This window comes from Sporosarcina cascadiensis (assembly GCF_009650995.1).
Taxonomy (GTDB): Bacteria; Bacillota; Bacilli; order Bacillales_A; family Planococcaceae; genus Sporosarcina; species Sporosarcina cascadiensis.
Map to the genome: position 1 here is coordinate 1 of NZ_WHVV01000020.1, position 26,516 is coordinate 26,516.

The 26,516-nt window shown below is 39.7% G+C and carries 34 protein-coding genes and 1 pseudogene; 22 read left to right on the forward strand and 13 right to left on the reverse strand.

Translation table 11 applies throughout. The features are described 5' to 3' along the window. Window positions 1–15 precede the first annotated feature (15 nt). Entirely contained in the window at window positions 16–303 is a 288-nt protein-coding gene (locus tag GDZ68_RS15860) for a hypothetical protein (RefSeq protein WP_153723290.1), read from the forward strand. Between the two features lie 135 nt (window positions 304–438). On the opposite strand, the gene GDZ68_RS15865 is transcribed toward GDZ68_RS15860, so the two are convergent. After that, entirely contained in the window at window positions 439–663 is a 225-nt protein-coding gene (locus GDZ68_RS15865) for a hypothetical protein (RefSeq protein WP_153723291.1), read from the reverse strand. Window positions 664–824: 161 nt separating this feature from the next. Beyond that, window positions 825–1,202: a helix-turn-helix domain-containing protein gene (locus tag GDZ68_RS15870; RefSeq protein ID WP_228551136.1), complete on the reverse strand. Its 378-nt coding sequence runs from the start codon at window positions 1,200–1,202 to the stop codon at window positions 825–827. Between the two features lie 12 nt (window positions 1,203–1,214). Between GDZ68_RS15870 and GDZ68_RS15875 the strand changes: the two are divergent. The 13 genes and pseudogenes from GDZ68_RS15875 to GDZ68_RS15935 form a co-directional block, all read left to right on the forward strand. After that, a pseudogene (locus tag GDZ68_RS15875) lies at window positions 1,215–1,871 on the forward strand (DUF4179 domain-containing protein); the annotation flags it as partial. A gap of 106 nt (window positions 1,872–1,977) precedes the next feature. Further along, the gene (locus tag GDZ68_RS15880) at window positions 1,978–2,421 is read left to right on the forward strand and encodes a MarR family winged helix-turn-helix transcriptional regulator (RefSeq protein ID WP_153723293.1); all 444 of its coding nucleotides are present in this window, start codon (window positions 1,978–1,980) and stop codon (window positions 2,419–2,421) included. 51 nt (window positions 2,422–2,472) lie between these two features. Beyond that, complete coding sequence (locus tag GDZ68_RS15885) at window positions 2,473–3,540, forward strand: LLM class flavin-dependent oxidoreductase (protein WP_153723294.1); 1,068 nt, start codon at window positions 2,473–2,475, stop codon at window positions 3,538–3,540. 59 nt (window positions 3,541–3,599) lie between these two features. Continuing rightward, window positions 3,600–4,166 carry an NADPH-dependent FMN reductase gene (locus tag GDZ68_RS15890; RefSeq protein ID WP_153723295.1) on the forward strand — a complete coding sequence of 189 codons (567 nt, stop codon included), beginning with the start codon at window positions 3,600–3,602 and terminating at the stop codon, window positions 4,164–4,166. 193 nt (window positions 4,167–4,359) lie between these two features. Then, a complete protein-coding gene (wrbA, locus tag GDZ68_RS15895; RefSeq protein WP_153723296.1) occupies window positions 4,360–4,971 on the forward strand; it encodes an NAD(P)H:quinone oxidoreductase type IV in 612 nt (203 codons plus the stop codon). Window positions 4,972–5,198: 227 nt separating this feature from the next. Further along, window positions 5,199–5,753, forward strand: coding sequence for an RNA polymerase sigma factor (locus GDZ68_RS15900; protein ID WP_228551137.1), 555 nt, complete (start codon window positions 5,199–5,201; stop codon window positions 5,751–5,753). Further along, window positions 5,746–6,486, forward strand: coding sequence for a hypothetical protein (locus GDZ68_RS15905; RefSeq protein WP_153723297.1), 741 nt, complete (start codon window positions 5,746–5,748; stop codon window positions 6,484–6,486). Before GDZ68_RS15900 ends, GDZ68_RS15905 begins: the two co-directional genes overlap by 8 nt. Next, entirely contained in the window at window positions 6,486–7,358 is an 873-nt protein-coding gene (locus tag GDZ68_RS15910; protein ID WP_153723298.1) for an ABC transporter ATP-binding protein, read from the forward strand. Before GDZ68_RS15905 ends, GDZ68_RS15910 begins: the two co-directional genes overlap by 1 nt. Before the next feature lie 8 nt (window positions 7,359–7,366). Continuing rightward, complete coding sequence (locus tag GDZ68_RS15915; RefSeq protein WP_194841207.1) at window positions 7,367–8,506, forward strand: ABC transporter permease subunit; 1,140 nt, start codon at window positions 7,367–7,369, stop codon at window positions 8,504–8,506. 107 nt (window positions 8,507–8,613) lie between these two features. After that, window positions 8,614–9,027, forward strand: a complete 414-nt coding sequence (locus GDZ68_RS15920) for a BlaI/MecI/CopY family transcriptional regulator (protein ID WP_153723300.1) — start codon at window positions 8,614–8,616, stop codon at window positions 9,025–9,027. Window positions 9,028–9,030: 3 nt separating this feature from the next. Next, the gene (locus tag GDZ68_RS15925) at window positions 9,031–9,870 is read left to right on the forward strand and encodes a M56 family metallopeptidase (protein WP_153723301.1); all 840 of its coding nucleotides are present in this window, start codon (window positions 9,031–9,033) and stop codon (window positions 9,868–9,870) included. Between the two features lie 53 nt (window positions 9,871–9,923). Continuing rightward, complete coding sequence (locus GDZ68_RS15930) at window positions 9,924–10,568, forward strand: DsbA family protein (RefSeq protein ID WP_153723302.1); 645 nt, start codon at window positions 9,924–9,926, stop codon at window positions 10,566–10,568. After that, window positions 10,561–10,965 carry a disulfide oxidoreductase gene (locus GDZ68_RS15935; RefSeq protein WP_153723341.1) on the forward strand — a complete coding sequence of 135 codons (405 nt, stop codon included), beginning with the start codon at window positions 10,561–10,563 and terminating at the stop codon, window positions 10,963–10,965. The genes GDZ68_RS15930 and GDZ68_RS15935 overlap by 8 nt, the downstream gene beginning before the upstream one ends. A gap of 119 nt (window positions 10,966–11,084) precedes the next feature. Here GDZ68_RS15935 and GDZ68_RS15940 read toward each other — a convergent pair whose 3' ends face one another. Continuing rightward, window positions 11,085–11,888, reverse strand: coding sequence for an ABC transporter ATP-binding protein (locus GDZ68_RS15940; protein WP_153723303.1), 804 nt, complete (start codon window positions 11,886–11,888; stop codon window positions 11,085–11,087). A gap of 68 nt (window positions 11,889–11,956) precedes the next feature. Next, window positions 11,957–12,643, reverse strand: a complete 687-nt coding sequence (locus GDZ68_RS15945) for a FadR/GntR family transcriptional regulator (RefSeq protein WP_153723304.1) — start codon at window positions 12,641–12,643, stop codon at window positions 11,957–11,959. Between the two features lie 381 nt (window positions 12,644–13,024). Here GDZ68_RS15945 and GDZ68_RS15950 point away from each other — a divergent pair, with 381 nt between their 5' ends. From GDZ68_RS15950 to nadD, 4 genes are all read left to right on the forward strand, one after another. Then, window positions 13,025–13,831 carry an NUDIX domain-containing protein gene (locus GDZ68_RS15950; RefSeq protein ID WP_153723305.1) on the forward strand — a complete coding sequence of 269 codons (807 nt, stop codon included), beginning with the start codon at window positions 13,025–13,027 and terminating at the stop codon, window positions 13,829–13,831. Between the two features lie 123 nt (window positions 13,832–13,954). After that, window positions 13,955–14,863, forward strand: coding sequence for a cysteine hydrolase family protein (locus GDZ68_RS15955; RefSeq protein ID WP_228551139.1), 909 nt, complete (start codon window positions 13,955–13,957; stop codon window positions 14,861–14,863). 40 nt (window positions 14,864–14,903) lie between these two features. After that, complete coding sequence (locus tag GDZ68_RS15960; protein ID WP_153723306.1) at window positions 14,904–16,370, forward strand: nicotinate phosphoribosyltransferase; 1,467 nt, start codon at window positions 14,904–14,906, stop codon at window positions 16,368–16,370. Between the two features lie 112 nt (window positions 16,371–16,482). Next, complete coding sequence (nadD, locus tag GDZ68_RS15965) at window positions 16,483–17,103, forward strand: nicotinate (nicotinamide) nucleotide adenylyltransferase (protein WP_408020126.1); 621 nt, start codon at window positions 16,483–16,485, stop codon at window positions 17,101–17,103. A 247-nt stretch (window positions 17,104–17,350) separates the two neighbouring features. Here the strand turns inward: nadD and GDZ68_RS15970 are convergent, their stop codons facing one another. After that, complete coding sequence (locus GDZ68_RS15970) at window positions 17,351–17,671, reverse strand: DUF1700 domain-containing protein (RefSeq protein WP_194841208.1); 321 nt, start codon at window positions 17,669–17,671, stop codon at window positions 17,351–17,353. 281 nt (window positions 17,672–17,952) lie between these two features. On the opposite strand from GDZ68_RS15970, the gene GDZ68_RS15975 reads away from it, so the two are divergent. The 3 genes from GDZ68_RS15975 (at window position 17,953) to GDZ68_RS15985 (ending at window position 20,112) form a co-directional block, all read left to right on the forward strand. Then, window positions 17,953–18,960, forward strand: a complete 1,008-nt coding sequence (locus GDZ68_RS15975; RefSeq protein ID WP_153723308.1) for a ketoacyl-ACP synthase III — start codon at window positions 17,953–17,955, stop codon at window positions 18,958–18,960. Window positions 18,961–19,007: 47 nt separating this feature from the next. Then, complete coding sequence (gene fabZ, locus GDZ68_RS15980; protein WP_153723309.1) at window positions 19,008–19,433, forward strand: 3-hydroxyacyl-ACP dehydratase FabZ; 426 nt, start codon at window positions 19,008–19,010, stop codon at window positions 19,431–19,433. A gap of 91 nt (window positions 19,434–19,524) precedes the next feature. After that, window positions 19,525–20,112, forward strand: coding sequence for a lysophospholipid acyltransferase family protein (locus tag GDZ68_RS15985; RefSeq protein WP_228551140.1), 588 nt, complete (start codon window positions 19,525–19,527; stop codon window positions 20,110–20,112). Between the two features lie 93 nt (window positions 20,113–20,205). Here the strand turns inward: GDZ68_RS15985 and GDZ68_RS15990 are convergent, their stop codons facing one another. Genes GDZ68_RS15990 through GDZ68_RS16000 form a run of 3 tightly spaced genes read right to left on the reverse strand, consistent with a single transcriptional unit; the run spans window position 20,206 to window position 21,456 of the window. Beyond that, entirely contained in the window at window positions 20,206–20,553 is a 348-nt protein-coding gene (locus GDZ68_RS15990) for a DMT family transporter (RefSeq protein ID WP_153723311.1), read from the reverse strand. Between the two features lie 32 nt (window positions 20,554–20,585). Next, a complete protein-coding gene (locus tag GDZ68_RS15995) occupies window positions 20,586–20,906 on the reverse strand; it encodes a DMT family transporter (RefSeq protein ID WP_153723312.1) in 321 nt (106 codons plus the stop codon). A gap of 1 nt (window position 20,907) precedes the next feature. Beyond that, window positions 20,908–21,456, reverse strand: coding sequence for a TetR/AcrR family transcriptional regulator (locus GDZ68_RS16000; RefSeq protein WP_153723313.1), 549 nt, complete (start codon window positions 21,454–21,456; stop codon window positions 20,908–20,910). Between the two features lie 177 nt (window positions 21,457–21,633). On the opposite strand from GDZ68_RS16000, the gene GDZ68_RS16005 reads away from it, so the two are divergent. Beyond that, complete coding sequence (locus tag GDZ68_RS16005; protein ID WP_153723314.1) at window positions 21,634–22,002, forward strand: spore germination protein GerW family protein; 369 nt, start codon at window positions 21,634–21,636, stop codon at window positions 22,000–22,002. Between the two features lie 296 nt (window positions 22,003–22,298). Here the strand turns inward: GDZ68_RS16005 and GDZ68_RS16010 are convergent, their stop codons facing one another. From GDZ68_RS16010 to GDZ68_RS16030, 5 genes are read right to left on the reverse strand one after another with little or no spacing between them, the layout of a single operon-like run. Then, window positions 22,299–23,651: a sensor histidine kinase gene (locus GDZ68_RS16010; protein ID WP_153723315.1), complete on the reverse strand. Its 1,353-nt coding sequence runs from the start codon at window positions 23,649–23,651 to the stop codon at window positions 22,299–22,301. Next, entirely contained in the window at window positions 23,639–24,301 is a 663-nt protein-coding gene (locus GDZ68_RS16015; protein WP_153723316.1) for a response regulator transcription factor, read from the reverse strand. Before GDZ68_RS16015 ends, GDZ68_RS16010 begins: the two co-directional genes overlap by 13 nt. Before the next feature lie 11 nt (window positions 24,302–24,312). Further along, window positions 24,313–25,074 carry a lantibiotic immunity ABC transporter MutG family permease subunit gene (locus tag GDZ68_RS16020; protein ID WP_153723317.1) on the reverse strand — a complete coding sequence of 254 codons (762 nt, stop codon included), beginning with the start codon at window positions 25,072–25,074 and terminating at the stop codon, window positions 24,313–24,315. Next, window positions 25,071–25,799, reverse strand: a complete 729-nt coding sequence (locus tag GDZ68_RS16025; RefSeq protein WP_153723318.1) for an ABC-2 family transporter permease — start codon at window positions 25,797–25,799, stop codon at window positions 25,071–25,073. Before GDZ68_RS16025 ends, GDZ68_RS16020 begins: the two co-directional genes overlap by 4 nt. Further along, entirely contained in the window at window positions 25,792–26,502 is a 711-nt protein-coding gene (locus GDZ68_RS16030) for a lantibiotic protection ABC transporter ATP-binding subunit (protein ID WP_153723319.1), read from the reverse strand. The genes GDZ68_RS16025 and GDZ68_RS16030 overlap by 8 nt, the downstream gene beginning before the upstream one ends. Window positions 26,503–26,516 lie beyond the last annotated feature (14 nt).

Sequence of the window (26,516 nt, forward strand, 5' to 3'; positions counted from 1 at the left end):
AATGGTGAAATATAAATGTTGAATAACTGGGGAACAAAACTAAATAAAAGCAGCACAGTGAATGCATATGAATACACTGTGCTGATATCTTCTGGTTTAACACTATCTCAACCTCGGGAAAAACGCCAAGATGTACTAGGTGAGCAGTTTCTAACCAAGGATTACGTGGATTTTAAACTTATCAGGTACATGAAAAGTAAAGAAAAGAACCTCTTGCCGAAAAGATTTTCGGTAAGAGGATCTTTTCTCGAATTCTATTTTCAAGAAACAAGAATGGAAAAAATCCAAAGTATTTCTCATTAGTTTTAGACAGTTGGTGTCTTGCTAATATTAAAATGCACATAATAACTGAGTTTTTCTTGATATACGTACAGAGTAATAATTCCGTGCGTTAATCAGAATCGAATTATCATTTATGTTATCAAGAGTCCGGATAATTTATAGATTAATGTACACCAATTTTGATAGAGATACATCCACATCGCATCCGTTTATAACAGTCGATGCCCGACAAATTAACTTCTTTGCAATCTGAAACTGTTTATACTTATCCTTCGCCACCTGAAACTTCATATGCCGCGACAAAATCGGCAGACTGACGACCGTCCAGTGCTTCCATGAAGGATTATATGTATGCAGCTCCTTTTTTGTTGAACGGTACACTTGTTCTTATCGCCTCATATTAGGATAGTGATTGCTAGAGAGATTGTAAAATGACACATGTAAAAAATAGCCATGATTGTTTTAATAAACATGAATGTTCATACATTCACGTTAGTTTTTCACACAAGGGTTTGCTGCCAAGCAGATATTTGGTCTTCTATCTATTCAAATTTAAGAAGGATCGCTTTAGATCGTGAATCGACTCCGAGTTTACTATAAATTGTAGAAACATACACTCGTACAGTTCCTTCAGATAAAAATAACTTTCCTGCGATTTCACGATTTGTCAAGCCATCCGCCAAAAGTGAATATACTTCTTGTTCTCGGGTTGTAAGCAAACTTATGATTTCGTTGGGAATGGGTTCACTGGTTTGGAATTGTTGCAAATAATAAGCGGGTAACAGCTCTCTCATCTGCTTGTCGTCTTCAGACATTTTACAAATTTTTTCTAGCAGTGGGTGGACTTCCTTTTCGTCCAGAAATGTACGAATGTAGAAATATTGTGATCCGACTTCTAATGCTTCTTGTAATATCGCCAAGCCGCCTTCGCCCTATTGATCGGTTCATCACACTATTCATCCACATTGGCAAACAGTTTGTCGCAAATTCCGATCATCGGCTCCATTTTTGGAAACTCTGATTTGATCAGCTTGCAAATAGCAAATGAAAATGGACTGACGAGTGAAATAGGGGAGACACAAACTGAGAACGGAATTTCCGTTACACTGAAAGAAATTCTCTATGATCAAAATAATATTTCACTTGGTTTAGTGATTGAATCAGAAAAAGAACTGGATGAACAGTACTTTAAAGCTGGAATGGATTTTACCATCAATGGCAAATTGCCGAAGGGATCCACCGGTAGTTACGGGGAGGACATCCTCTCATCAACCAAACGGACTGCGATTCAGGAGATCAATTTAACAGAAGATATGCCGGATCAATTCGAGCTTAGACTGATCCTCCATGGAGAAGAAGGGGAAAGCTGGTATTTCTCTGCACCTGTCAATAGGATTTCAGATGTCCATAAAATTGCGGCAAATCATTCCCAAACGGTTGACGGAGTAGAGGTAAAGGTAAAAGAGCTGTCAATCGGCCAGACTGGTATGAGTTTGTCATATGAAAGTTCTGAAAAGGAAACCGATTTTTTTCAAGTTTTATCGATTAGACTTGCCGGTGTTTTTAAAAGAAAGACGTGCTTTGATTAGAGCGAAATTAAAACCAATTGAGTAAAAAGAGTAGCAGGCGGAAAACTTGTATTTCTGTCAATTGAGTAGTAAAGTGATTGTAGAAATTAAAGGAAGTGAAGGATTTATGAAACAAAATACACGCGGATCATTAATTTGGCTGAGGCTCTCACGATTCACCCATCAAAGTAACTTATTATCCAATGACTTTTTAAAACCATATGATTTAACGGCGGCACAATTTGATGTGTTAATGCAAATATCAACGTATCAGCCGTTAACACAAAGTGAACTCGCTGAGAAAGCGACAGTGACGCAGGGTGGTATTTCCCGTATGCTCGCCCGTTTGGAGAAAGAGGGACTGATTGAACGCAAGCAGGATTGGAAAACGAAAGCGATATCGCTGACAGAAAAAGGACGTCTAAAATTGGATCATGCGTTTGATGCACAGCTGAGATTCCAATCGTCGTTCTTTGATGAGTGTTTATCAGAAGATGAACAAAAAACCCTGTATTCGCTCATGTCGCGTGTACAAAAAAACAGTGAAAGAAAAAGATTGTCGAACAGATAATTTTTTCACCCTATCACTTGACTAATCAAATTAAAGCGAGGAGAAATAAGTATGGAAAAATATCGTATCGATTTATCAAAAGGTATGGAGTTTGGACTCTATTCATTAGGCGATCATATGCCCAATCCGCTGACAGGTGAACGTATTTCTGCGCAAGCCAGGATTAATGAATTGATTGAAGTGAGCCAACTGGCGGAGCAAGCGGGCATTGATGTCTTTGGCGTTGGGGAAAGTCACCAAACTTATTTCACTACCCAGGCTCATACCGTCGTCCTCGGTGCCATCGCACAAGCGACGAGTAAAATAAAAATCACGAGTTCGGCAACGGTGCTGAGCGTATCAGATCCTGTTCGTGTATATGAGGACTTCGCTACGGTCGACTTAATTTCAGATGGTCGTGCAGAAATTGTTGCGGGGCGCGGTTCCCGTGTGGGTGCCTATCAATTGCTTGGCGTTGACCTGCAAGATTACGAAGAGATTTTCGAGGAGAAACTGGAACTTCTTAAACAGATCAATGAAGAAGAATATGTGACGTGGCAAGGCGAATTTCGTGCGCCGCTGCAAAACGCCCAAATTTTGCCGCAACCTAAAAATGACTCTCTGCCTATTTGGCGTGCTGTCGGCGGCCCTCCTGCGAGTGCAATTAAAGCAGGATACATGGGAATTCCCATGATGCTGACGACATTAGGCGGGCCGGCTGTCAACTTTAAGCCTTCCGTCGATGCCTACCGGGAAGCAGCAGAGCGGAGCGGTTTTGATCCGAATGAATTACCGATTGCCACAACCAGCCTGTTCTATGTTGCTGATACGACAAAGGAAGCGCTGCAGGGGATGTATCCGCATATTAACGGAGGATTCCAGGCGATCCGGGGCAGCGGTTACCCAAAACAGCAATTCGCCCAAGCGCCTGATACACGGGATGCATTAATGGTCGGCAGCAAAGAACAGATTATTGAAAAGCTGCTCTACCAGCATGAACTGTACGGCATGCAGCGCTTTATGGCACAAATTGATTTTGGCGGTGTACCTTTTGAGAAAATCATGAAAAATATCGAAATCATCGGAAATGACATCATTCCAGCTATTAACAAACATACTGCTGTGAAGTCAGAAGAATAAAGACGATTTTTTCAGGTCGGTATGTAAAAAGAAGGCAGTCAACAGAAGGAGAGAATAATATGAAGATTGTCGCACTGGCAGGGTCTATCGTCGGTTCAAAGACGAAAACCGCGATGCTGAAAACAGTGGAAATTTTATCAGAAAAGTATCCTGAGCATGAGGTCACACTTCTGGACTTGGCAGAATACACCGTGCAGTTTAGTGACGGGAGAAATTACTTTGAATATGAAGGAGATACAAAATACGTTACAGAGACGATTATGGCGGCGGATGCGATTATTATCGGAACACCGACATTCCAAGCATCTATTCCTGCAACACTTAAAAACGTTTTCGATTTATTGCCGGTCAATGCGTTCCGTGATAAAGTCGTCAGCAGTGTCGTCACAGCAGGCACCGCGAAGCATTATCTGATGGTGGAGCAGCAATTAAAACCTATTTTATCTTATATGAAGGCACTTATCGTTCCAACGTATGTATTCATTGAAGAAAAAGACTTCCTTCGTAAAGAAATTGTCAATGATGACGTTCTTTTCCGATTGGAACGACTAGTGGAAGATACCGTAGTTACCGTTGAAGCTATGGAGGCTATTCGTATGAAGAAAGATGAGGAGTACGATTTTTGAGAAGACCGCGAAAGTAATGGTATACAGGTTTAATTATTTCAAAAGTAGACATACTGTAATGGACAAACAGGTAAATAAATAGTATAAGTCGGTTTCCTGCAGACTGTAAATGAAGGTGAAATGCAGTCAATATCAAGGATGCGCAGAACATGGTTTTCGTAAAAATTAGGTAAACAATAAAGGAGAATGCAAAATGTCAAATGTAAAAGTAGCCGTTATTTTCTATAGTATGGGTGGAACAAACTATCAATTATCCAAGTGGGCTGAAGAAGGTGCAGCAGAAGCCGGCGCTGAAGTAAGGGTCTTAAAAGTGCAGGAATTGGCTCCGCAATCCGTTATTGAAAATAATGAAGGATGGAAGGCGACTGTCGAATCAACAAAAGATATTCCGGTTGCCACATCAGAAGATCTCGAATGGGCAGATGCCATCATCTTCAGTGTGCCCACTCGATTTGGCAACATGGCGTCACAAATGAAACAGTTCCTGGATACGCAGGGAGGGCTGTGGGCAAGCGGTAAAACTGTCAATAAAGTGGTCAGCGCCATGACTTCTGCTCAGAATCCGCACGGCGGCCAAGAAGCTACTCTTTTATCATTATATACATCCATGATGCACTGGGGCGCAATTATCGTAACTCCTGGTTATACAGATCCGGTTCTATTTGGCGCAGGAGGAAATCCATATGGAACGAGCGTCACGGTTGGACAGGACGGACAAATGGTTGAAGATGTCCAAGCAGCCGTTAAATATCAAGCAAAACGTACAGTACAAGTAGCTGAGTGGGTTACACAAGGAAATCAGTAAGCAACTAAAAATCACGCGGATGCACATGATTGGCCTTCCCGGCTGATTATGTGCATTTTTTATTTGATACTCCTGGTGAAGTCCCTTTTTCTAATGTGAATTGCCAATTTACTGCTCCTGCTAATAGTAAAATAAACAAACCAATTAGCGAAAAACTTTCAAAGAAGTTAAATGATTTTGTAAAGAACTTTGTTAATCTATAGTGAAGTGTATTTTTCTATGGATAGGTGAGAGCGATTAAAGACTATATGTTGATTCGGAAAATAAAATCGGGTGATCCTGAAGCTTGGGAGGAACTTGTACATACATACTATCATCAAATTTATTCCTATTGTGTGCGGAGATGTCTAGGCGATCGAGTTCTAGCTGCTGACCTGACTCAAGATATCTTTTTGAAAGTGATCGAAAACATTGAGAGCTATAAATTTAGCGGTAAATTCTTTAATTACCTATTTACGATAACGATTAATACGTGTAACAACCACTATAACAAAAAGAAACTTACTCAATATGAATTTGATGAAAGTTTGATCCATGTTGATTCTCAAACGATTACGATGAGTATCATTACACAAGAAAGTAACAAACAAATTCAACTCGCCCTCAATACACTTCCCGCTATCCAGAGAGAAGCCTTGATCTTGAAATATTATCATGACTTTAAAGTGAAAACCATTGCGAAAATAACGGGAACGAGTGTACCGACTTCACAATCTCGAATCAACCAAGGCCTGAAAAAACTTAGGAAATTGTTAGATAGGGAGGAGTTTATGAATGAGTAATAAAACGCTAAAAAAAATGAAAGCTCATGAAGTAGAGATTGACGAGAGTCAGAAACAAGAACTTATTCACATAGGAAAGCGTGTATTAATGAAAAATCAACTTAACAGGCATTCCATAGTCGATCTTATTTATTCGTCTATTCAATTTACCAGGCTGCATACTTGGCTGATTCAATTGACGCTTCTCATGTTGACAACTATTTTAATTACGAATGTTATGAGTGAAGAGTCATTTGCTTTCATCATTCAAAGTTTAACAGTCATCGTCATCATCTCTGTTACTTTCTTTATGGAAGAGATTTTCCGCAGCTTCACATCTGGAATGTGGGAATTAGAGCAAACATTAAAATACGAGTTGCGTCAACATATCATGATCAAGCTATTGATCTTTGGAGTAGCCGATCTCCTATTAATTGTTTCTATTTCTTTCATTACGCAAGGTGTACTTGCCATCTCTTTATCGAGGATACTTTTGTATTTACTGGTTCCCTTTAATATTTCTTGTATCCTTCTATTTTCTGTTTTCACTGTATGGAGGAACACCCTCTCTTCTGCAATTCTTTGGATAAGCTCAGGAGTGGTGCTGGTCAGTATCCTGTTTATAACGAATCTATTTAACGTTTACGAATTTAATTTGAAATACTGGGGCATGGGATACGTGGGATCACTAGTAATTTTATTGTTTCTTGTGATGAATAATTTGAGAGTTAAGAAGTGGGAGGCGTTTTGCTAATGTTATTGGAGTTACATAATATTACAAAGAAATACGATAATGCTGCTGTTCTTCATGATGTTTCGTTCACATTAAAACCAGGCGTATACGGCCTTTTAGGTTCTAATGGATCTGGTAAAACGACTTTATTCAGGATTATCTGTGGAGTGACGAAGCAAAATACAGGCACCATTACATATAATCAAAGGGACATCCATAGTAACCCAGATGCCTTTCGCTCGATCTTAGGCTTTCTGCCACAAGATTTCAGCTATTATCCTGATTTCACGGGAATGAAATTTATGTTATACATCGCGGCTTTAAAAGGAATTAATAAAAAGATCGCTAAAAAAAGATGTCTTGAACTCTTGGAGCTGGTCGGATTAGAGGATATGAAGAATAAGAAGATCAGAAAGTATTCTGGTGGAATGAAGCAACGATTAGGAATTGCCCAAGCCATGATCAATGATCCGGAAGTGTTGATTTTAGATGAACCTACCGTCGGTTTAGATCCAAAAGAACGTGTTCGTTTTAGGAACCTGATTAGTTCATTCTCCGAAAACAAAATTATTATTCTTTCCACACATATTGTTTCTGACGTTGAGTATATTGCAGATGAAATACTTGTGTTAAATCAAGGCCGACTTGAAAACAGAGGGGCTTCCGCTGAATTAGTCAACACGATTAGTGGTGATGTTTGGGAATCAGTAGTGGAAGCAAGCAAACTTGATGAAATATTGGCTGATTATGTAATTAGCAATCAAAAGCACACGGCAAACGGCACGGTGTTAAGAATTATTTCAAAGGAGAAGCCGACTCCCAATGCACAACAAGTTCAACCGACATTGGAGGATTTGTATCTATATTATTTTAGGGAGGACGCGAATAAATGAGGACCCTTGTGAAATATGAAATAGAAAAAATCATACAAAGTAAATCATTTATCGGCGGAATGCTAGTGTCATTGGTTGTGTTGGCAGGGATCCTCTTCATCGGTTTTTATTATTCACAACTTCATATTAGTGGAGAAAAAATAGGTGATGGAACAGAACTGTATCATGAGGTGGTGAAAGAAAGTACCGGAGAGTTTACCGATCAAAAGGTAAAAGATATTCTTTCAGTTTACATAGACAGATACCAAAGCAAGGAGTCAGATAACAAAACGTTTGATTTGTTTTCCTGGCAGATTGGAGATACATTTTTTCCGAAAGATATAGATATTTATTTAACAATGAATGAAGCTATAGCCCAGAATAATAAAATGACGATTGATGAAATAAATCTTAAGGCTATTGAAGATCTCGGTTTTACTGCATTTGATGCGCCACTTACCATTGGAAGTTATGTGACATGGTATGATCTTTATAAAGTAAACGACCAATTATTCATTCTCATAAGCATTATTACGATCTTAATCTGTTCTATTGTTTTCTCAAGCGATGCTTCAAGAAATCTCAACCAGTTATTACTGTCGACAAAATTTGGCAGAAACCAATTAACCGTTTCTAAGATTATTGCTGCAACGTGTATTTCAACTTTTGTATTTCTTTTTATACAAATTGTATCTGTCGTATGCTTTTATGTTTATAATAGCGGTTTTGGCGGTTGGGATATTAGTATCCAAACGAATTTTTCATTAAAATTATTCACTTTCCCGGTTGAATTCAATCAGTTACAAGTCTTTTTATTAGTTGTGGCATTCCACTTTGTAAGTATGCTGTCGATTGTTGGGATCACCTTATTTGTTTCCTCTATTACTCGTTCTCCATTTAGTTCATTGGTTATTTCACTAGGCTTATTCTTTTTACCTAAAGCGTTGACAGAGTTCTTTAAGAGGGGAATCATCTACAAGCTATTGAACTTATTCCCGATCAATAATTATAGCATTTACAATTTCTTATCTTTATTGAGTTCAAAACGAGACTTTCTACTGAACTCTTTCATACAAAACGTAGTATTTACAATGATTGTACTGCTTATTGCCAAAGTCGTGTTAGACATTATGGTGTATTGGCGAATGAAAAATAACCAAATCGCTTGATAACTGTTTCAACCCTTTCTATTTTTAAAAATAGTAACCATATGTTAGTTCCATTATTGACGTGATAAAAATCTTACACTACAATGAGTAATGTGAGGTGATGGCGAATGAAAATTAGAAAGTTTAAGATAAACGAGAATGGATTGAATCGCTTTTTTGGTCCTCTGGAAGCAAAGATTATAGATGTTCTATGGGAAGGTGAGGAGAAGACCATTAAAGACGTTCAACAAGCTCTTGAACGAGAAAAGATCACCAATTTTAACACGGTGATGACGGTGATGAATCGGCTGGTCGACAAAGGAATTCTGCAAAAAAGAGCTGAGGGCAGGTCTTCCGTATATAAGCCGGTACAGACAAGAGCCGAGTTTTTGAATACCCAATCAAAAGATATGACCCACGAGCTCATCGACGAATTTGGCGATGTGGTCATCAGTCATATGCTAAATGCTCTTGAAGAAGCGGACGATGAACTGGTTGCGAAACTTGAAAAAAAAGTAGAAGAATTGAAAAAGGGTAGGTAATTTATGTCCAGACGTCAATCATCTTTTATATTTATCGGCTCGCTGATCATATCGGGTGTTATTTTACTGCAAATGGCCATATACGCTATTTCCATGTTTGCAGGTTGGAATGCCCGATTCAATTTGGTTGAGATCTGTCATGGCTGGTTAAAAGCTTTTGGGCTGTCCTCTCTTGAATACTTGCTTGATGGACTTGTTTTGTATACGCTGCTATGTTTACTTTGGAAAATTGGCTCGCAGGCAGTCCAAACTGCTAAAATGAAAAAACGATTTCATTTATACAAGGCGGAGAAGCTTTCATTGGAAGTGAACCGGACTTATGGGAAGAACATAATGGTTCTCTCGCATCCCTCTCCCATGGCGATTACGATGGGATTGATCTGTCCTAAAGTGATTGTGACAACAGGATTGCTAAATCTTTTGACGGATGATGAACTGAAAGCGGTGATCTCGCATGAAGAGTATCATAAAGAAAGTCGGGATCCGTTTAAAATATTTTTACTGTCACTGAGCTCATCGATTTTATGGTATATCCCGATTCAAAAGTGGTTTCATAAAAAATACAGGATAATTCAAGAGGTTTTGGCTGACGAGTATGCCATTAAACAACAAGAAACAACTGTGAACTTGGGAAGTGCCCTATTAAAAATGTTGAAAGTAGGCAAACAGAAAAAGATGCCTTTTACATACGTTTCCTTTGCAGATACATCTGTAAACTATCGAATTGAGTACCTTTTGAATCCGACAAGGAATATTCCGTTAGGCGTTCCATTAAGGGTGTTATGTACGTCATTGATTATTTTCAGTCTAATTTGCGGACTCTTTATTTACGCGCTTGCGTAAATTTTTTACCATAATACACTACCCTGTGTAGTGATAGTTAAGGAGTGTTGATTTTGTCTAAAAAAATAGTTTTGTTCATTGGCATCATTGCCGTAGCGGTTATTGGAATTATTGTCTTGAATGATGTGCAACAGGAGTCGGCTGTCATTGATTATGAGGGTCAGCCTTTTATGGGGGATGAATCGGCCCCTGTCAGTATTGTGGAATTTGGAGATTATAAATGCCCGCACTGCCAAGATTTCAATGACAATATGGTTCCCATCATTCATGAGGAACTGGTAAAGACCGGCAAAGCGAAATTCTATTTTATGAACTATCCGGTCATCGGTCCCGATTCAACGAGCTCGGCTCAATTTGCTGAAACGGTCTATCAAGAACTTGGCAATGATATATTTTGGGAATTCCATCAACTATTATTTGATAATCAAACAACAAAAACGGGACAAACCAATCTTTTCACGGATGAATTAATGAAAGATATTTTGGCAGAGGTTGCCAGTCCTGAGGAAACGGAACAAGCCATGCTTGCTTACAGTGAAGGAAAATGGGAAGCAGCTTTTAAGAAAGACGTGTCCACTGCCAATAGACTCGGCGTGACATCCACTCCCACAATCTATATTGATGGTAAACAGTTTGAGGGGGCAAGCATGAGTGATTTCATTAAAGCGGTAGAAAAGGCAGGCTCAAGTGGTGAATAAGCTCCTTCTACTTGCATGGATTACGTCCATAACCGCAATGGGGGGAAGTTTATTCTTCAGTGAACAGATGGGTTTCATACCTTGTACCCTTTGTTGGTTTCAACGTGTACTCATGTATCCACTGACAATTATTTTAGGAATCGCCTGTTATCGGAGTGATCGGGACGTTTATCAATATGTTCTGCCGCTATCGATAATCGGCATGATGGTTTCTGCTTACCATTATGCCTTGCAAAAAGTTCCTTCACTGCATGAGTTCAGCACTTGTACAAGTGGGGTGCCGTGTTCAGGCCAATATATCAACTGGCTCCACTTTATCACGATTCCTTTCCTGTCTCTAATGGCTTTTACGATAATTACGACGGCAATGCTAGTGATGTGGAAGCGTAAAAAATAATTTTCACTATTTCTAACAATAGCAAACTGTGTGAAGCTCAATTATGTTGGCTTCACGCAGTTCATTCCAAATGGTTATAGTGTATTTCATTTTTACTACCTATTGTGTACCAAAAAATATTATTCGACTTTACCGGCTGTAAACTTTTTAATCGTTAACCAAGGGCGATTTTCTTCCCAATGAATGGCCACGGGCATCTTATATGCTTCGGATAATAATTCATCCGTCAGGACTTCTTTTTTGGGGCCCGAAGCAACTATTTTTCCATCACGAATTAATAATACATGTGAAATAATATCGGTAATCTCCTCGATATGATGGGTTACATAAAGTAAATGGCAGTTTTTTTCATTGATTTTGTTCATCAAGTCTAGCACTTCTTCTCGTGAGTACACATCTAAACCTGTACATGGTTCATCAAATATAAGTATTTCAGGATTACTCATCAGTGCCCGGGCAATTAACACTCTTCTTTTTTCTCCTTGAGATAATGTATTAAACATTCTTCCTTTTAAATAGGATAATCGAAGCGTAGAGAGTAAAACATCTGCCTTTTCCCAGTCGGTATCGGCAACCTTTTCATACAATCCAAAAGAAGCGAATTTACCACTTACGATGACTTCCTTCACCGTTTCACGTTCTAAAATAGTTGCAAATTTATCAAACGAACTACTGACATATCCGATTCTTTTCCTTAACTCAGGTAAGTTTGTCCTCCCGAATTCCAAACCTAAAACCGAGACATTTCCTGTAGTAGGATAATTATATCCTGTGACGATATTCAATAATGATGTCTTTCCCGAACCATTTAATCCCAAAATACACCAATGTTCGTTCTTCTTCACTTCCCAATTAATTTCGCTTAAAATGTCCTGATCCTTTCTTCTCCATGATACATCTTCAAAAGTGATAACTTTATCCATACTATATTCACTCCATTTCCTAAACATTAGCTTAAACAGCATATCATCTGACGTTTGTATATAAAAAATTATAATTCAGCAATGGTTCCTTCAATAATAAGTTTAGTGCAGGTAGCGGCCAGGTCTGAATCCTTGTCTTTTATCGCTTCATATAGCTTCTCATGATATTCTGATTGCGGATTATGGGAACGATACTCTTTATTTAACATGTGCATAGCATGGGTCATTTCCTGTGAAAATGAACGAAATAAATCAATTATGACTCCATTTTTACAAGCTATGGCTATAGACATATGAAATTCTATATCTGATTTTGTATATAGCTCTCGATCATCATGTTGCAGTGCAGAATGACGGATGTCCAAATGCTCGCGCATATTCTGTAAATCAGCTTCATCGCGACGAATAGCAGCTAATCGCACCATCTCCAACTCCACCATTTTTCTTGCTTCGTATACCTCCATCAATTCCGCGCGGTGGAGCCGATGGGTAAGAGGCTCTTGTATAGTTGGGTTTGTTTTCAAAAACGTTCCGAAACCTTGCCTTTTTTCCAGCAATCCGGCGTGGACCAGAACTCTTATCGCTTCCCGGATTGTGGAACGGCCAACGCCAAAGAGTTCCATTAATTTAGGCTCTGTGGGAAGCTTTTCTCCTAGCTGAATCTCGCCTTTGGATATTTTATATTGTAATTGATTGACAACATCATCCACTAATCTATGTGATCGTAAAGGCTGAAACGACCATTCCTTATTCATCTGCTCATCTCCTGTTTTATTTAATTGTCAGACTAACACGTCTATTAAAAAAAAACAAGGATGTATTTGACTGATGAGGCAAATAGCTATGTAACAAACAATCGTGAAAGTCTATATCGCAACAGACCAGATTGACAAGTGTACATATTATTTCAAAACCAAGAAGTTGCTTGGTATCTTTCCGTGTTCCTTTTCAAAAAATAATGTAATATCAATAGTTAATTTAAAAAGTTTACATGGGACCTAAATTCCTTTTTATCCGATTAAGGGATATTTTAAAATATAGCGATGTTTCTCTTGCAATCATCCATGATATACGTTATTATTCAATTAACAGTTTGATAATCGTTAATTAAAATGAAAAGAAAAGAGATGAAATGAATGTCCAAATTTACTTCAGAAGAAGAAGTACTGAAAAATTATGATTCAAGTCAGTATAAAACGCCGGATGGGTATACAAGTGATATTGCGATATTCACGTTAGTTCCAAACGACTTGGCTGGAGAGGAGAAAATAGTCTCTGTGCACTCGCTGGCACTCATGTTAATAAAGCGGGCAAGTGTTGATGCGGACGGTGAAATTAATATCGAAGGCGGCAAATGGGCTTTGCCGGGAGGATTTATTCATCCTGAGGAAACCGCATACGAAGCGGCCAAGAGAGAACTGGAAGAGGAAACAGGTGTAAGCGGCATTCATATCGAACATTATGGTGTGTATGACAAATTAGGCAGGGATAAACGCGGGTGGATTATATCAAATGCCCATTACGCAATTGTACCGAATGAAAAAGTCGACAGCAGGAAAGCTGCTGATGATGCCGATGATGTTCAATTATTTACGATAGATGAAGTATTTACATTAGATCTGGCATTTGACCATCAATACGTCATCCAAGATGCTCTCGAAGCCGTACGGAAAGATGTATTTCAAACGACAGTAGTTAAAAACTTTCTGCCAAATGAATTCAAGTTGGAGGAATTGCGCCAAGTGCTGCTCGCGATTATTGATGATCCTGTTGTGAGAAGTAAACCTGGTTTTTTCAGAAAAGCACCCAGTCTGCCTTTTATCGCGGAGGCGCTGGACAGCAATCAAGTTCCTAAGACAGCCGAACCGACAAGTACTACGAAGCGGCCGACAAAATTATACCGATTTGTTGAGGCAGATATTACCCCTTCCATTTGGCGCTGAGGGGAATGTCTGCAAATTGGCCACTGTGTCTGAAATGCCGAATAAAAAAGGATAACTTTTATTTTCACGAAAAACAATTAACGAATATATAATTGTTAATAAAGTAAAAGGAGTGTGTAGAAAATGATGAAAACGAAATTTGAGGAAATAGTGGATGTCTCTAAAATAGGAACTGTGAGTGCGAAAAGGATAAATGAATTGGCAGAATTAGCAGCTGCGGAGAAATTGGCGCCTTTTAATGAGGACGTTGAAAAAGTGCTGTTCATAGGGATTGATTTTCAAAATGACTTTATGGAAAACGGAGAGCTGGGTGTTCCGAATTCTCATCAGGATATAGAACGTGTAACTAAATTCCTTTATCAAAATTTAGATAAGATTACAACGATTGCTTTATCTTTAGATACACATGGATTGCAGCAAATATTCCATACGAGTTGGTGGAGTGATGCAGAGGGAAATCATCCTATTCCTTTTACGGTCATCACAAGAGAAGACGTAGAAAGCGGAAGATGGAAGGCTTTAGAAAAGCAGAAAGAAAGTTTGGATTATATTATTCATTTGGAACACCGCGGAAAAAAACAATTATTAATATGGCCTTACCACTGTATTGAAGGGACATACGGCGCTGCCTTGGAAGGCCAGTTTTCGAATATAGTTCACTTTCATTCTATGACAAGAAAGTCGGTTATTCAAAAGATCGTAAAAGGGCAAGATCCATTGAGCGAAATGTACGGGATCATTAAACCAGAGTATGCGGGGGAAGAGCAGACGAATTATGCGTTTCTAGACTCACTGCACGCTTACGACAAAATCATCATTGCCGGGGAAGCAAAATCTCACTGTGTCTTAGAATCAGTCTTGCAGATTGTTGAGTATAACGAGAGGCGACCTGAATTGCTGTCAAAGATTTATTTGCTGGAGGACTGCATGAGCTCCATTCCAGGATTTGAAGAATCAACAGAACGCGCATGTAAAGAACTTCAGAAAAATTATGGCATCCATCTAGTGAAATCAACCGAAATCATGCTGTAAAAGAAGTATTACATTACCAGATAAAAAGGAGGAAAAGTAAATGGCTAAGAACTATCAAGATGACGGACTTGCGCTGCACACAGATTTGTATCAAATCAATATGGCGGAAACGTACTGGGAAGATCACATGCATGATAGACGGGCGGTGTTTGAGCTTTATTTCCGCGAGTTGCCTTTTGGTGCTGGTTACGGAATTTTTGCGGGTTTGGAACGAATCATTGAATTTATTAAAGCGTATCGTTTTACAGAAAGTGATATTGCTTATTTGCGTGAAGAACTGGGTTATGAAGAAGATTTCCTGGCCTATTTGCAAACGCTGCGTTTTACTGGAACGATCCGGTCAATGATAGAAGGGGAACTGGTTTTTGCAAATGAACCGATACTGCAGGTGGAAGCCAGTTTGGCAGAAGCCCAGCTAATAGAGACAGCTCTCTTGAATATTGTAAACTACCAAACACTCATTGCCACAAAAGCAGCACGGATAAAACAAGCAGCAGGAGAACAGGCGGTTATGGAATTTGGAACGAGACGTGCCCATGAATTTGATGCGGCGATATGGGGAACTAGAGCAGCTTATATTGCTGGTTTTTCCGCAACGAGTAATGTGAGAGCGGGTAAGCGGTTTGGCATTCCGGTCGCTGGAACGCATGCTCATTCTATGGTTCAAGCGTATAAAGATGAATATAAAGCATTTCACAAATACGCCCGGCGTCATAAAGACTGTACGTTTTTAGTAGATACTTACGATACGTTACAGTCAGGTGTGCCGGCAGCGATTCGAGTAGCGAAAGAACTCGGAGACCGTATTCATTTTCATGCGATCCGTTTAGATAGCGGCGACTTAGCATACTTGTCTAAAGAAGCCCGAAAAATGTTAGACCAAGCCGGATTTAGGGAAACCAAGATTATCGCTTCAAACGACTTAGACGAAAAAACGATCACGAATCTAAAGGCGCAGGGCGCAAAGATTGATGCATGGGGTATCGGGACGAAAGTGATCACTGCATTTGACCAGCCTGCCCTCGGTGCTGTTTATAAATTAACGGCAATTGAGGATGAAAGCGGTAAAATGGTTGATACGATTAAAATATCTGGCAATCCGGAGAAAGTAACGACTCCAGGGCTGAAGAACTTGTATCGTATTGTAAATATGGTGAACAACCGTGCAGAAGGTGATTATATTGCGATGAAAGATGAAGATCCGGAAGCAGAAGAAAAATTAAAGATGTTTCATCCAACGCATACATTTATCTCGAAGTTTGTGACGAATTTTGAAGCTGTCAATTTGCATCAAGACATTTTCACGGAAGGGAATCTTGTGTATGCCACTCCTTCCCTGCAGGATATCCAAGCATACGCTCAAAATAATTTAACGCTTCTGTGGGATGAATATAAGCGTATCATGAATCCCGAACAGTATCCCGTAGATTTAAGTCAGAAATGCTGGGACAATAAGATGAGAAATATTTATGAGGAAAAAGAAAAAATTCAGAAGCTGAATAGCTGATGCAGGAATTTTTAAGGAGGCGGTTTTTATGATGGAGATGGCAGAAAAAATTAAAGCACATTTGCAAGAGCTGAATCCCGGGAAAGATATCGGGAAAGCATTTGAAGCAGGGATGAAAATAGGGATTTACGGTTCTTCTTTCGACCCAGTAACCAATGTTCATCTATGGACTGCCTCTACGGTGGCTCATCGAAAAAAATTAGATTATGTTATTTTTCTGCCTTCTTCAAACAAGCGGTCAGATAAGCAAGTGCAGACGCAAAATGAGCATCGCGTAGAAATGCTTAAGCTGGCAATTGGCAATAATCATAAATTCATACTGGACGACTACGAGCTGAATGTTTTGCCAGGCAATCACTATACGTATTACACAATGGAATATTTCAAAAAAACCTTTCCAGACGTAGACTTTTATTTTATTATGGGAGCGGATTTGCTGGTGGATATAGGCAAGGGAGAATGGCGGTTTGCCGAAGAATTAATTAGCCGAAATAAATTTATCGTCATGGCCAGAAACGGAATTGATATTTTAAGTACGATTTCAAATGCACCGATTTTGCGTAATCATGATGACGGCAGATTTCAACTGCTGGATAAAGGATTGGCGATGGAAATCAGTTCAACCTACATTCGTGAAGAATTTGCCATGGGAGGGGAACCGCAGTATTTATTGCCAGATTCCTGTTATGAATACATCAAGCGCAACGGGCTTTATCAAGAAGTCATTCGCTGAAGAGGTACAACTAATCACTGATACGAATGAAACGCGGCATCCAGTCAGGTGCCGCGTTTTGTATATTACATTAGATAATCATAGTTCCCTCATCTTGACTATTTTAACCTATCTTTGTGGAAGGGAACAGCAATCAATGATCCGATGTTTAATTATACGAATAAAACCGCTCGGATATCCGATGAAATAATCGAATGCCCGAGCAGTTTTAAATAGGACTGCCATGTGGTGGAATACTAAATTGGCTTTATCTTGCGTAAATGGCTCTTTTGTTCAACTCCATATATTTTAGGCACCATTCAGTTACAAGACGTGTAGTCTTTATAGCTAGCGGGACTAGCGCAATTCCAACGAACAATAGAACAACACTCAGAATGGTTTGCATCAGATTAAAGTCCTGCAGTTTCAACAGGTTGACAACCGCCAAGAGAATAGGTGAAAGAACAAACGAAATAATAACCGTCCAAAATGAAAATAACAATGCAGCAACGGCAATTGCAATTCCTGAAACGATGATCAGATTAAAAAACAATACGCCCAGTAATCCAAAAAAGTTTATTTTCCCCAATGTGATCACCTCCTCCCAAGTAGTTCTGCTTCCTTCCATTATAGCCGAAGAAGTTTTCTCCGAATCGGCCCTCAGACTGATTTCCTGTTCATTAGAATTTTTCAGATGGAATTTAGCAGTTTGAAGAGCCGTAGCAAGATGTTCTCCAGTGAATGCATGGCCTTCTACTGAATTCTCAGAAGATCAGTTTTTTAAATAAATTGATTTTACACAATACTAGTTGTTATAATTGACACCAGGTACTAATACTAACCATTAATTCAAATTGGAGTGGAATGAGAATGTCCGGAGCCAGAATAACAGCGATAGGGACTTATGTGCCTGAAAAAGTATTGATGAATTCTGAACTGAATGAAATGGTAGAAGCCGATAATGAGTGGATTGTTCAAAGAACAGGTATTCAAGAACGTAGAATTAGTTGTCCTGATGAATTTACCAGTGATTTATGTATATCTGCTGTGAAGGATTTAATGCATAGATATAATAAAAGTGTGGAAGATGTAGATATGATTATTGTGGCGACGTGCACGCCTGATGTTCCATTCCCATCTGTTTCCAGCATGATTCAAGAACGATTAAACATTACTCAAACAGGCGCTATAGATTTAAATGCTGCATGTGCAGGGTTTGTTTATGCCTTACATACCGCAAACAGTTTTATTTCTTCGGGCCTGCATAAAAAGGTCCTGGTTCTCGGCGCAGACACTATTTCTAAAGTCACCGATTACACGGATCGAAATACATGCGTTTTATTTGGCGATGGAGCAGGTGCAGTGTTAGTGGAAAAAGATGAACAATCAAATAGTTTCCTTGGATTTCATCAGGGTAGTGACGGCAGCAAGGCACAGCATATCTATCGTTCGGGATTGTCGAATAAAGTGAACGGAATCGAGCTGATCGATACGCAATGTCTTGTGCAGAATGGCAGAGAGGTTTTCCGATGGGTTGTTCGGAACATTCCAGAAAGTATACGACAAATTTTAGAAAAAACGCAGACGGATCTGCATCAAGTGGATTGGTTTATTCCTCATAGTGCCAATTTGCGAATGATAGAACCCATTTGCGAAAAATTAGGATATCCCATTGAAAAGACTCTTTATAGTTTAGTCCGCTTTGGTAATACTTCTGCTGCCTCTATCCCATTAGCTCTGGATTTGGGAGTACGGGAAGGGCACGTGAAAAATGGAGATCGAGTTCTTATGTATGGCTACGGATCAGGATTGGTTCATGCTGGACAACTGTTAGAAATGAATTTTGACGAGCAAATTAATCCGCCGACCCCTTTGTGAGATGTTGATTCTTACACCGAAAAATTATGGTTCTGGAGGTTTTACTATTGATAGATTCTTCTGCTATTAAAGAGGTTATTAGACATCGTTATCCATTCCTTTTAGTAGATCGAATTTTGGAGCTAGAAGAAGGTAAAAGAGCTGTAGGTATAAAAAACGTTACAGCAAATGAACACTTTTTTACTGGACACTTTCCGGGCTACCCAGTTATGCCGGGTGTGTTGATTGTGGAAGCATTAGCTCAGGTAAGTGCAATTGTGATGCTTACGAAAGAGGGAAATCAAGGGAGATTAGGTCTGTTAGCAGGAATAGATAAATGTCGATTTAAAAAACAAATTCAGCCAGGCGATCAACTTCGTTTGGAGGTAGAAATTACTCGAGTAAAAGGGTCGATTGGAAAAGGAACAGGGGTAGCCTCCGTAGATGGAGAATTAGCATGTGAGCTGGAATTAATTTTCGCATTTGGCGATTAATATATAAATCAATCCCTAGTTCGTTTTACAGCTAATGAAGCAGTCCATATCGAATAATGATCGTATCGGTTATGTTGTGGAGGAAGCTGAAGTGTATAAAATAGTGGCATATTTTTTGAAAGGTATCTTGCGTATAGTTGGGAAAATTCATGTATATGGTCAACAGAACGTCCCTAAAGATGGAGCTTATGTTATCACTTGTACACATACAGGTTGGGTGGATGTGTTGTATTTAGGTATCACTTTATTGCCAAACAAAGTTCATTTCATGGCAAAGAAACAACTATTTGCGAATAAATTAGTAGGCTGGTTTTTACGCAAACTGAATGCATTTCCTGTGGACCGGTCAAATCCAGGCCCAAGTGTTTTAAAGATTCCTTCTCGATTGCTGGCACAAGGTGAAATTGTAGGGATCTTTCCAAGTGGAACCAGAATAGAGGAACAAACGGCCCTTAAACAAGGAGCCATCACTATTGCGATGCGTTCAAAGGTGCCCATTATACCTGCAGTATATGTTGGTCCGAATAGCTTGAAAGAATTGTTCGGTAAGCGGGATGCCTATCTTATTTTTGGCGAGCCTATACAATTTTCTGATGTAAAAGGACAGCGAGCTGAATTTACTAATCTGCTGGAAGAAAGAATGGATGCTCTTTCGCAGGAAATTTCAGTCGGAAATTAAATCATCCTCTTCACACTTCGGCTGAGTGAAGAGGATGATTTTTTGCATTTTATGTTCAGTGTGCGTCTGATCTCGTTTCGTAATTATACAGAACTAAATGGATGGCTGCTCCTCGGGCTCTGCAGGATCAGAAATATTGAGCAGGACCACGCCGCCAATGATCAATAATAGCCCGGCCACCTTCGCTGCGCTAAATAACTCGCCCCATATCAATATACCGATTATTGCAGTCATGGCAGTACCTGCCGCAGCCCATATCGCATAAGCAAAACTTAAAGGAAGCGTTTTGAGCGCAATGGCAATTAAATAAAACGATAATGCGTACCCGACAATCGATCCGATGGAAGGGAGAATCACCGTAAACCCTTCGGATACTTTTAGCATCGTGGTGGCAAAAACTTCAAACAAAATAGACAGAGTTAATATGAAATAGGCTTTCATTGAACGTACTCCTCAATTCGAAATGTGTGTAATTATATGGCTGACGTAAAGTTGATTAAAAAGACACCGCCTATAATTAGAACTAATCCTGCCAACTTCGGCTTATTTAGTTTCTCTTTATAGATGAACATACCGACCAATGCGGTAAGCGCAGTCCCGACTCCGGCCCAGATGGCGTACGCAACACCGATCGGCATTGTTTTCAGCAGCACGGAAAGAGTATAAAAAGCAATGATGTAACCAATTATTACGCCAAGCGTAGGGATGATTTTTTTAAAGCCATCTGTAGCTTTCAGCATGGAAGATGCAAATACTTCGCTTATGATGGCTGTGCCCAGAAGTAGTAGACTCATATTATTTCTCCGTTTCTGTCATTTGGAATAGTCGTTGAAACACTTTGTCTTGTATTTCTTTGCCTACAGGGGCAACATTCAGCAGTTCCGTGTAATAGATTCCATCCAGCGCCAACCGGATAATGGTGGATGTGATCGGATCGATTCCGTCATCTTCTAATTTAACGAGGACGGAACGATATACTTCAGAAATATTTTTGCCGGCTTCTCTATTCAACAAGGACAGTGCCAGCTTTCCTATGTTTTGTTCGGCTAAATTTACTAAGTCCAACCGTGAGGATTCAATAAACGCCCGAGTCCATTTTCCTTCTTCATTTGGATCTGCCTTCACCAATTGATAAAAGTTTTCCTGAAGCTCGTTAAAAATAACCTCCGCGATTTCTTGTAATAACGCGTCTTTATTAGGAAAGTGATACAATAGGCCGCCTTTACTTACGCCGGCTTCTTTTGCCACAGCTTCCAACGTTAATTTTTCAAAACCATGCTCAAGCAGGAACTGAATGGCGCTATTTACAATTAGCTTTTTTGTTTTTTCTGCTTTGGATTCCATAGTCTCATTTCCCCCATATATTTAGTATTTTTAATAATACCGTCTGGACGGACTTTTTTCAAGAAAAATTTTATACAGCGGTGAAGGGGGAGTTGTGTAACGAACAGGAACCGTTTTCGAGACAGATAGAAGGAAAAAACGGTTGTGAATAGAAAGAGTAGATAAGGGGGAATGATCATGAATACCGAACAAGACCATATCCACGCAAAGTCTGGAGAAAATCAGTATGTCGAAACACCGGTTACAACCATTTTCAAGAAGTTTGCGAACCAAAAAGATGTGTCGCTGGTATATGGAGAACCGATTGACCATGGACTGCAAAAGATAGTTCCGGTAGCAAAAGTATTGTATGCGGTCGGTGGCGGAGGAGATGGCCGTGGGGGAGAAGGCGGTGGCGGCACGTTTCGTATCAAACCTGTGGGTGTATACGTAATTACGCCGGACCAAGTAAAGTTTACATCTACACTGGACGTGAAAAAAATAACTGCGTTGACAGTATTCATCGGTGGGCTTTTAAGCATATTCGCGATTTTGAAGAGAAAGTGAATTTATTACTCTAATTAGAAAATAGTGATACGGGCAGGTATTCTGCCGGCAGAGCAAAAACACAAAAAGCAGCTGGTCCGTACACCGAAGTTCGGACGGGAAGCTGTAAAAATAATTAATTAAAAGGTTGTGCCACAAAGGAACATCCTACAATTTTTTTTACTGTGACTAACTAAAGGTATTGGCTCCAAGATCGCATTCTTGGAACCGGTACCTTTTCATTTGGTCGGTAGTATAGTTATAGTATTAGTAGTAAGTTTTTAAATTAGGTGCCTGGTCCCCCCTAACAGTCAAAATCATATAGGCAGCTGACATTTTACACTCGCTCCTATTACTTCGCCGCTAGGATCTGCAAATATATTTTCAAGACAAACCGACCCGCCTAATTCTTCACAGATGACAGATTGCACAACGTATAATCCCAGCCCTTGATGTTTAGTATTTCTGCTTGGGTCGTCTGTATAGAAAGCCTCTGTAGCACGCGCTAAACTTTCTTTTGAAAATCCGTGACCGTCATCCTTTACAGAGAATTCAATTATGTTTTCAGTTGTCTTAATGGATACGGTGACAATGGTTGTTCCTCGTTCTACTGCATTCATCATCAAATTCATGAAAGCTCTTTTCAATTTATTTCGCTCGCAGTGTAGAAAAATAGATTGAGCCATTTCATTTTCCCATTCTAGTTTCTTACCATTTAATGAAGCGAGAGAGCGTGAATCCTTCTGTAGTTCGCTGAAAATTGCTGTTACATTAACTAGTTCTTTTTCTTCCAACCTATTTGGTCCAATATGTCGCAAACTTTTAGTATAGTCACTGAGATGTTGAGTACTGCTAATGATTTCTTCCAGCATGTTTTGAGTTTCAGAATCACTGCTTATTTCCGCTAACAGCTCAGCATTACCTCTAATGATTGTCAGAGGTGTCTTTATGTCGTGGCCAAGCGCTTTGAGCTGAAGCTCTCGTTGCTCTTTTTCTTTCCATAACTCTTCCAATGAACTGATCAATTCATCTCTCATTAAGTTGAGGCTTTGTGTGATTTCATTGAGTTCTTTGAATTCGGTATCTTTGATGGTGAAGTTCAAACGATGCAATTTAATTTCCTGTACACCTTCACTGATCCATGCCATCGCGCGAGAAAGCCGCAGTGCGTATCTTTTGACGAAAATGAAGACAATCAAAACGGATGCAGACAGCACAGAAATCATCAATACAAGTTCTGGGTTCGGAAAATGGTCTCTTAGCCAATTATTTTTGTACATCATTTTGATCGGATAGGAAATCAGAAGGAACTCTTCAGGTCTCTCGATTGCTTTAATATATAGACCTTTTTCCAAGTAAGTCGATTTGCTATCAAAACTATCCCATAATACTTGAGGATCGTCCGCATCTCCATAGAGAAAATCTCCTGACTCGTCATAGACGGCATATTGATTAAATGGAAGGAATAAACTTTTTGTAATCTTGTCTGTTTGAACAAATTCCTGCTGATTTTTGGATAAATACAATTCACTGGCATTGGCTGGATAGAGAGTACCGAATCCGGAAGATACGACAAATAGAGCAGCCGCTGCCCAGACGGAGATCAGCGATATGGCAAGCAGAAGAGTATAGCGAAGCAGAAACAGATCAATCCTCTTTATTTTCCCCATTTATAGCCGATCCCCCAAACGGTGACAATAGGATGTAAATTAAAGTGAGTAAACTTTTTGCGGATGTTTTTAATATGTTCAGTAATAACTGTTTCATTGCTATCTCGGTCATAGCCGTATACCTCAATGAAAATTTGCTCGCGGGAAAATACTTGGCCAGGGTGCATGGCCAATAATTGAATGATTAAAAATTCACCCTTTGTCAGTTCCATTTCTACGTCTTTTACAAAGATCTTAGCTCCTGATAGATTAAGACGGATATCGCCTCGAAAGATAGAATGTTCTTTTGTCCGATGCTCTCTTCTGAGATGTGCATGGACTCTGGCCCTTAATTCTGCCAATGAAAAAGGCTTTACTAAGTAGTCATCGCCTCCGAGTTCAAGACCAGTCAAAATGGACTGTTCATCTTCCAAAGCAGAAAGGAAAATGATCGGGCAATCGACTTTTTGACGGAGTTTTTGGCACAGTTTAAACCCATCAATCCCTGGCATCATAATGTCCAGCAGAATGAGTTCAAATACCGTAACATCTATCAAGGACAAATCATGCGGGTCATCGATTGTGGTTACAGATAAATCCTGCCCTTGAAATGCCCGCTGAATTAGCTTCAGAATCTTTGGTTCATCGTCTATTACTAAAATTCTTCTCATGGAATGCTCCTCTAATCGTCTAAATGCTCCCCTTCCCAATTGGTAAACCATAGGAAAAATCCAATAAGCAAAAGAAGGGTGATCGCTATATCTATTACTGCTGCATTCATGACGACTTGCTTAATTTGTTCCAGCAAACCGGGATCGGTGGATTCATTGTAGGCCAGATAATAGGAGGTGTACCGAACTGCCCAGCTGCTTGGAACGAACATCCAGATGCCATCCCCTAAACCGGTCATAAAAACAGCCGCGAGTAAACTTTTCACCAAGCCAAGCGCAATCGAATAGTTTCTCGATAAGCGCAACTCTACTAACCAATGTACTACATATAGCAGCAGTCCGGAGATAAAGATAATGACAGTAGAAAAATAAACATACATGCCGACGGTGGCACTAGGGTTTTGCAAATACATACCTATACCAAAAATGCTAATGGCTAAGGCGAGGGAGAAGATTCCCCAGCAAGTGAGACGAGCCATTTTCACAACGAGCACGGCAGATTTGGTAGCTGTCCCTGCTATTAAAACAGCGAATCTACTTTGATGTTCCTGAGCTGCCGCAATAGATACCACAATAGAAATCATGAATGGAAATCCAATTGCCAGTACTTGTATAAAGGTTTCCCATTTTGTCTCCAAGCCAGTTGGAGAGGAATGATAATACCAAAGGAAGAGAAAGGAGATGGTTATCGGTACCAAGATATGTACCCACGTGGCGGCCGTCCGCCTGCACTTCACCCGTTCGGCTTTCCAGAGTTGCAACGCCCGCTTCATCGATCGGCCTTCCTTTGCAATAAACTTCTTCCCATTCCTATCATGACAAATAAATAAACAATAGAAATCAACAATGATACTAACATTGGCTGTATGGGAATAGGAATTAAAACCCCATTATTCAGAAGCCCATTTGGCAACGTATTAATAATCGTTGTCATAAGTATTGCAGGCGTTATGAACGGGTTTATTTGCCATATTGTAAATTGGTTATAAAAAATCTGCATCGCTTCCGTAGCCACAACAATACATACAGTAACTAAAAGCGATGGAAAATAAAGCATGAACATCCCGCATAACGGAATTAAAAATAAATAACCTAGCCATGTTACAAAGACTGCTGAAATTATAGACAGCGAGTCAAACTCTGAAGGAAAAACCCATGTCAACGCGAGTAATAATAAACAGTACAATACAGAGGCAAGGAGGAGATATCCTGCTGCAATCATGCACTTTGCCGTGAAAAATTTGCCGACGTACGTCCTACTAAGGAATAATGTTTGAAAATTTTGGTCTTTATCCAGTTTTCCAAATATTGTTGAGCAAATCAGGGCTGTTACCAATGGATATAACAAGGTGTACCACCAATTGAGCGAGTTTTGAACAAGAAAACCAGGTGCCAGAACAGCTGAAACAATAACGGCGAATAGCACGATAGCAATCCATAGTTTACTAACAGATGTTCGCTTAGTTTTTACCGCTTCCAATTTGAGTGTATTATACATGTTGCGGCCCTCCTGAGAGGATAATTTCCCTAAACTTGCGTTCCAAATCTTCTCCCTGTACAATCGGAGCCTCATATTGCAATTGTCCATGATGAAGGATTGCGATGTGGGTAGCAACTTGCTGGACTTCTGAAAGGATATGGGAAGAGAGGATGACGGTGATCCCCTTCTGTGGGAATGTTCGAATCATTTCTCTAAACTCCTCTATTCCTGCAGGGTCTAAACCATTGGTAGGCTCGTCAAGTATGAGAAGTTTAGGACTTTTCAGTAAGGCAATTGCCAAACCAAGTCGCTGCTTCATCCCCATTGAAAACTTCTTCGCTACTTTGTTTTCTGTATCAGTCAATCGAACGGTTTCCAGTACGTTTGGGATACATTGAGGATCCGAAATATTATACATTAAGCGATACACCTCTAAATTTTCATGGGCTGTTAAATTGGGATAGATGGCGGGACTTTCAATTAGCGCTCCAATATTGGGGATATCCTCTCTATTCCACGGTCTTCCTTGATAAAGAACTTCCCCTGAAGTCGGGCGAACCAAGCCTGCCAACATTTTCATTATTGTTGATTTCCCCGCCCCATTCGGTCCTAATAGTCCATAGACGGAACCAACTTCAACCTGCATGGAAACTTTATCGATAACTTTGTGACCTTTATATACTTTTGTTAAATTTATCGTTTCAATCTGCCAATCATTCATTTCGATCTCCTCCT

Bases quoted from the DNA above. Each gene is read 5' to 3' on its own strand.
- GDZ68_RS15860 (WP_153723290.1), top strand. From the start codon at position 16: ATGTTGAATAACTGGGGAACAAAACTAAATAAAAGCAGCACAGTGAAT.
- GDZ68_RS15880 (WP_153723293.1), top strand. From the start codon at position 1,978: ATGAAACAAAATACACGCGGATCATTAATTTGGCTGAGGCTCTCACGA.
- GDZ68_RS15885 (WP_153723294.1), top strand. From the start codon at position 2,473: ATGGAAAAATATCGTATCGATTTATCAAAAGGTATGGAGTTTGGACTC.
- GDZ68_RS15890 (WP_153723295.1), top strand. From the start codon at position 3,600: ATGAAGATTGTCGCACTGGCAGGGTCTATCGTCGGTTCAAAGACGAAA.
- wrbA (WP_153723296.1), top strand. From the start codon at position 4,360: ATGTCAAATGTAAAAGTAGCCGTTATTTTCTATAGTATGGGTGGAACA.
- GDZ68_RS15905 (WP_153723297.1), top strand. From the start codon at position 5,746: ATGAGTAATAAAACGCTAAAAAAAATGAAAGCTCATGAAGTAGAGATT.
- GDZ68_RS15910 (WP_153723298.1), top strand. From the start codon at position 6,486: ATGTTATTGGAGTTACATAATATTACAAAGAAATACGATAATGCTGCT.
- GDZ68_RS15920 (WP_153723300.1), top strand. From the start codon at position 8,614: ATGAAAATTAGAAAGTTTAAGATAAACGAGAATGGATTGAATCGCTTT.
- GDZ68_RS15925 (WP_153723301.1), top strand. From the start codon at position 9,031: ATGTCCAGACGTCAATCATCTTTTATATTTATCGGCTCGCTGATCATA.
- GDZ68_RS15940 (WP_153723303.1), bottom strand. From the start codon at position 11,888: ATGGATAAAGTTATCACTTTTGAAGATGTATCATGGAGAAGAAAGGAT.
- GDZ68_RS15945 (WP_153723304.1), bottom strand. From the start codon at position 12,643: ATGAATAAGGAATGGTCGTTTCAGCCTTTACGATCACATAGATTAGTG.
- GDZ68_RS15950 (WP_153723305.1), top strand. From the start codon at position 13,025: ATGTCCAAATTTACTTCAGAAGAAGAAGTACTGAAAAATTATGATTCA.
- GDZ68_RS15955 (WP_228551139.1), top strand. From the start codon at position 13,955: ATGATGAAAACGAAATTTGAGGAAATAGTGGATGTCTCTAAAATAGGA.
- GDZ68_RS15960 (WP_153723306.1), top strand. From the start codon at position 14,904: ATGGCTAAGAACTATCAAGATGACGGACTTGCGCTGCACACAGATTTG.
- nadD (WP_408020126.1), top strand. From the start codon at position 16,483: ATGAAAATAGGGATTTACGGTTCTTCTTTCGACCCAGTAACCAATGTT.
- GDZ68_RS15975 (WP_153723308.1), top strand. From the start codon at position 17,953: ATGTCCGGAGCCAGAATAACAGCGATAGGGACTTATGTGCCTGAAAAA.
- GDZ68_RS15990 (WP_153723311.1), bottom strand. From the start codon at position 20,553: ATGAAAGCCTATTTCATATTAACTCTGTCTATTTTGTTTGAAGTTTTT.
- GDZ68_RS15995 (WP_153723312.1), bottom strand. From the start codon at position 20,906: ATGAGTCTACTACTTCTGGGCACAGCCATCATAAGCGAAGTATTTGCA.
- GDZ68_RS16000 (WP_153723313.1), bottom strand. From the start codon at position 21,456: ATGGAATCCAAAGCAGAAAAAACAAAAAAGCTAATTGTAAATAGCGCC.
- GDZ68_RS16005 (WP_153723314.1), top strand. From the start codon at position 21,634: ATGAATACCGAACAAGACCATATCCACGCAAAGTCTGGAGAAAATCAG.
- GDZ68_RS16010 (WP_153723315.1), bottom strand. From the start codon at position 23,651: ATGGGGAAAATAAAGAGGATTGATCTGTTTCTGCTTCGCTATACTCTT.
- GDZ68_RS16015 (WP_153723316.1), bottom strand. From the start codon at position 24,301: ATGAGAAGAATTTTAGTAATAGACGATGAACCAAAGATTCTGAAGCTA.
- GDZ68_RS16020 (WP_153723317.1), bottom strand. From the start codon at position 25,074: ATGAAGCGGGCGTTGCAACTCTGGAAAGCCGAACGGGTGAAGTGCAGG.
- GDZ68_RS16025 (WP_153723318.1), bottom strand. From the start codon at position 25,799: ATGTATAATACACTCAAATTGGAAGCGGTAAAAACTAAGCGAACATCT.
- GDZ68_RS16030 (WP_153723319.1), bottom strand. From the start codon at position 26,502: ATGAATGATTGGCAGATTGAAACGATAAATTTAACAAAAGTATATAAA.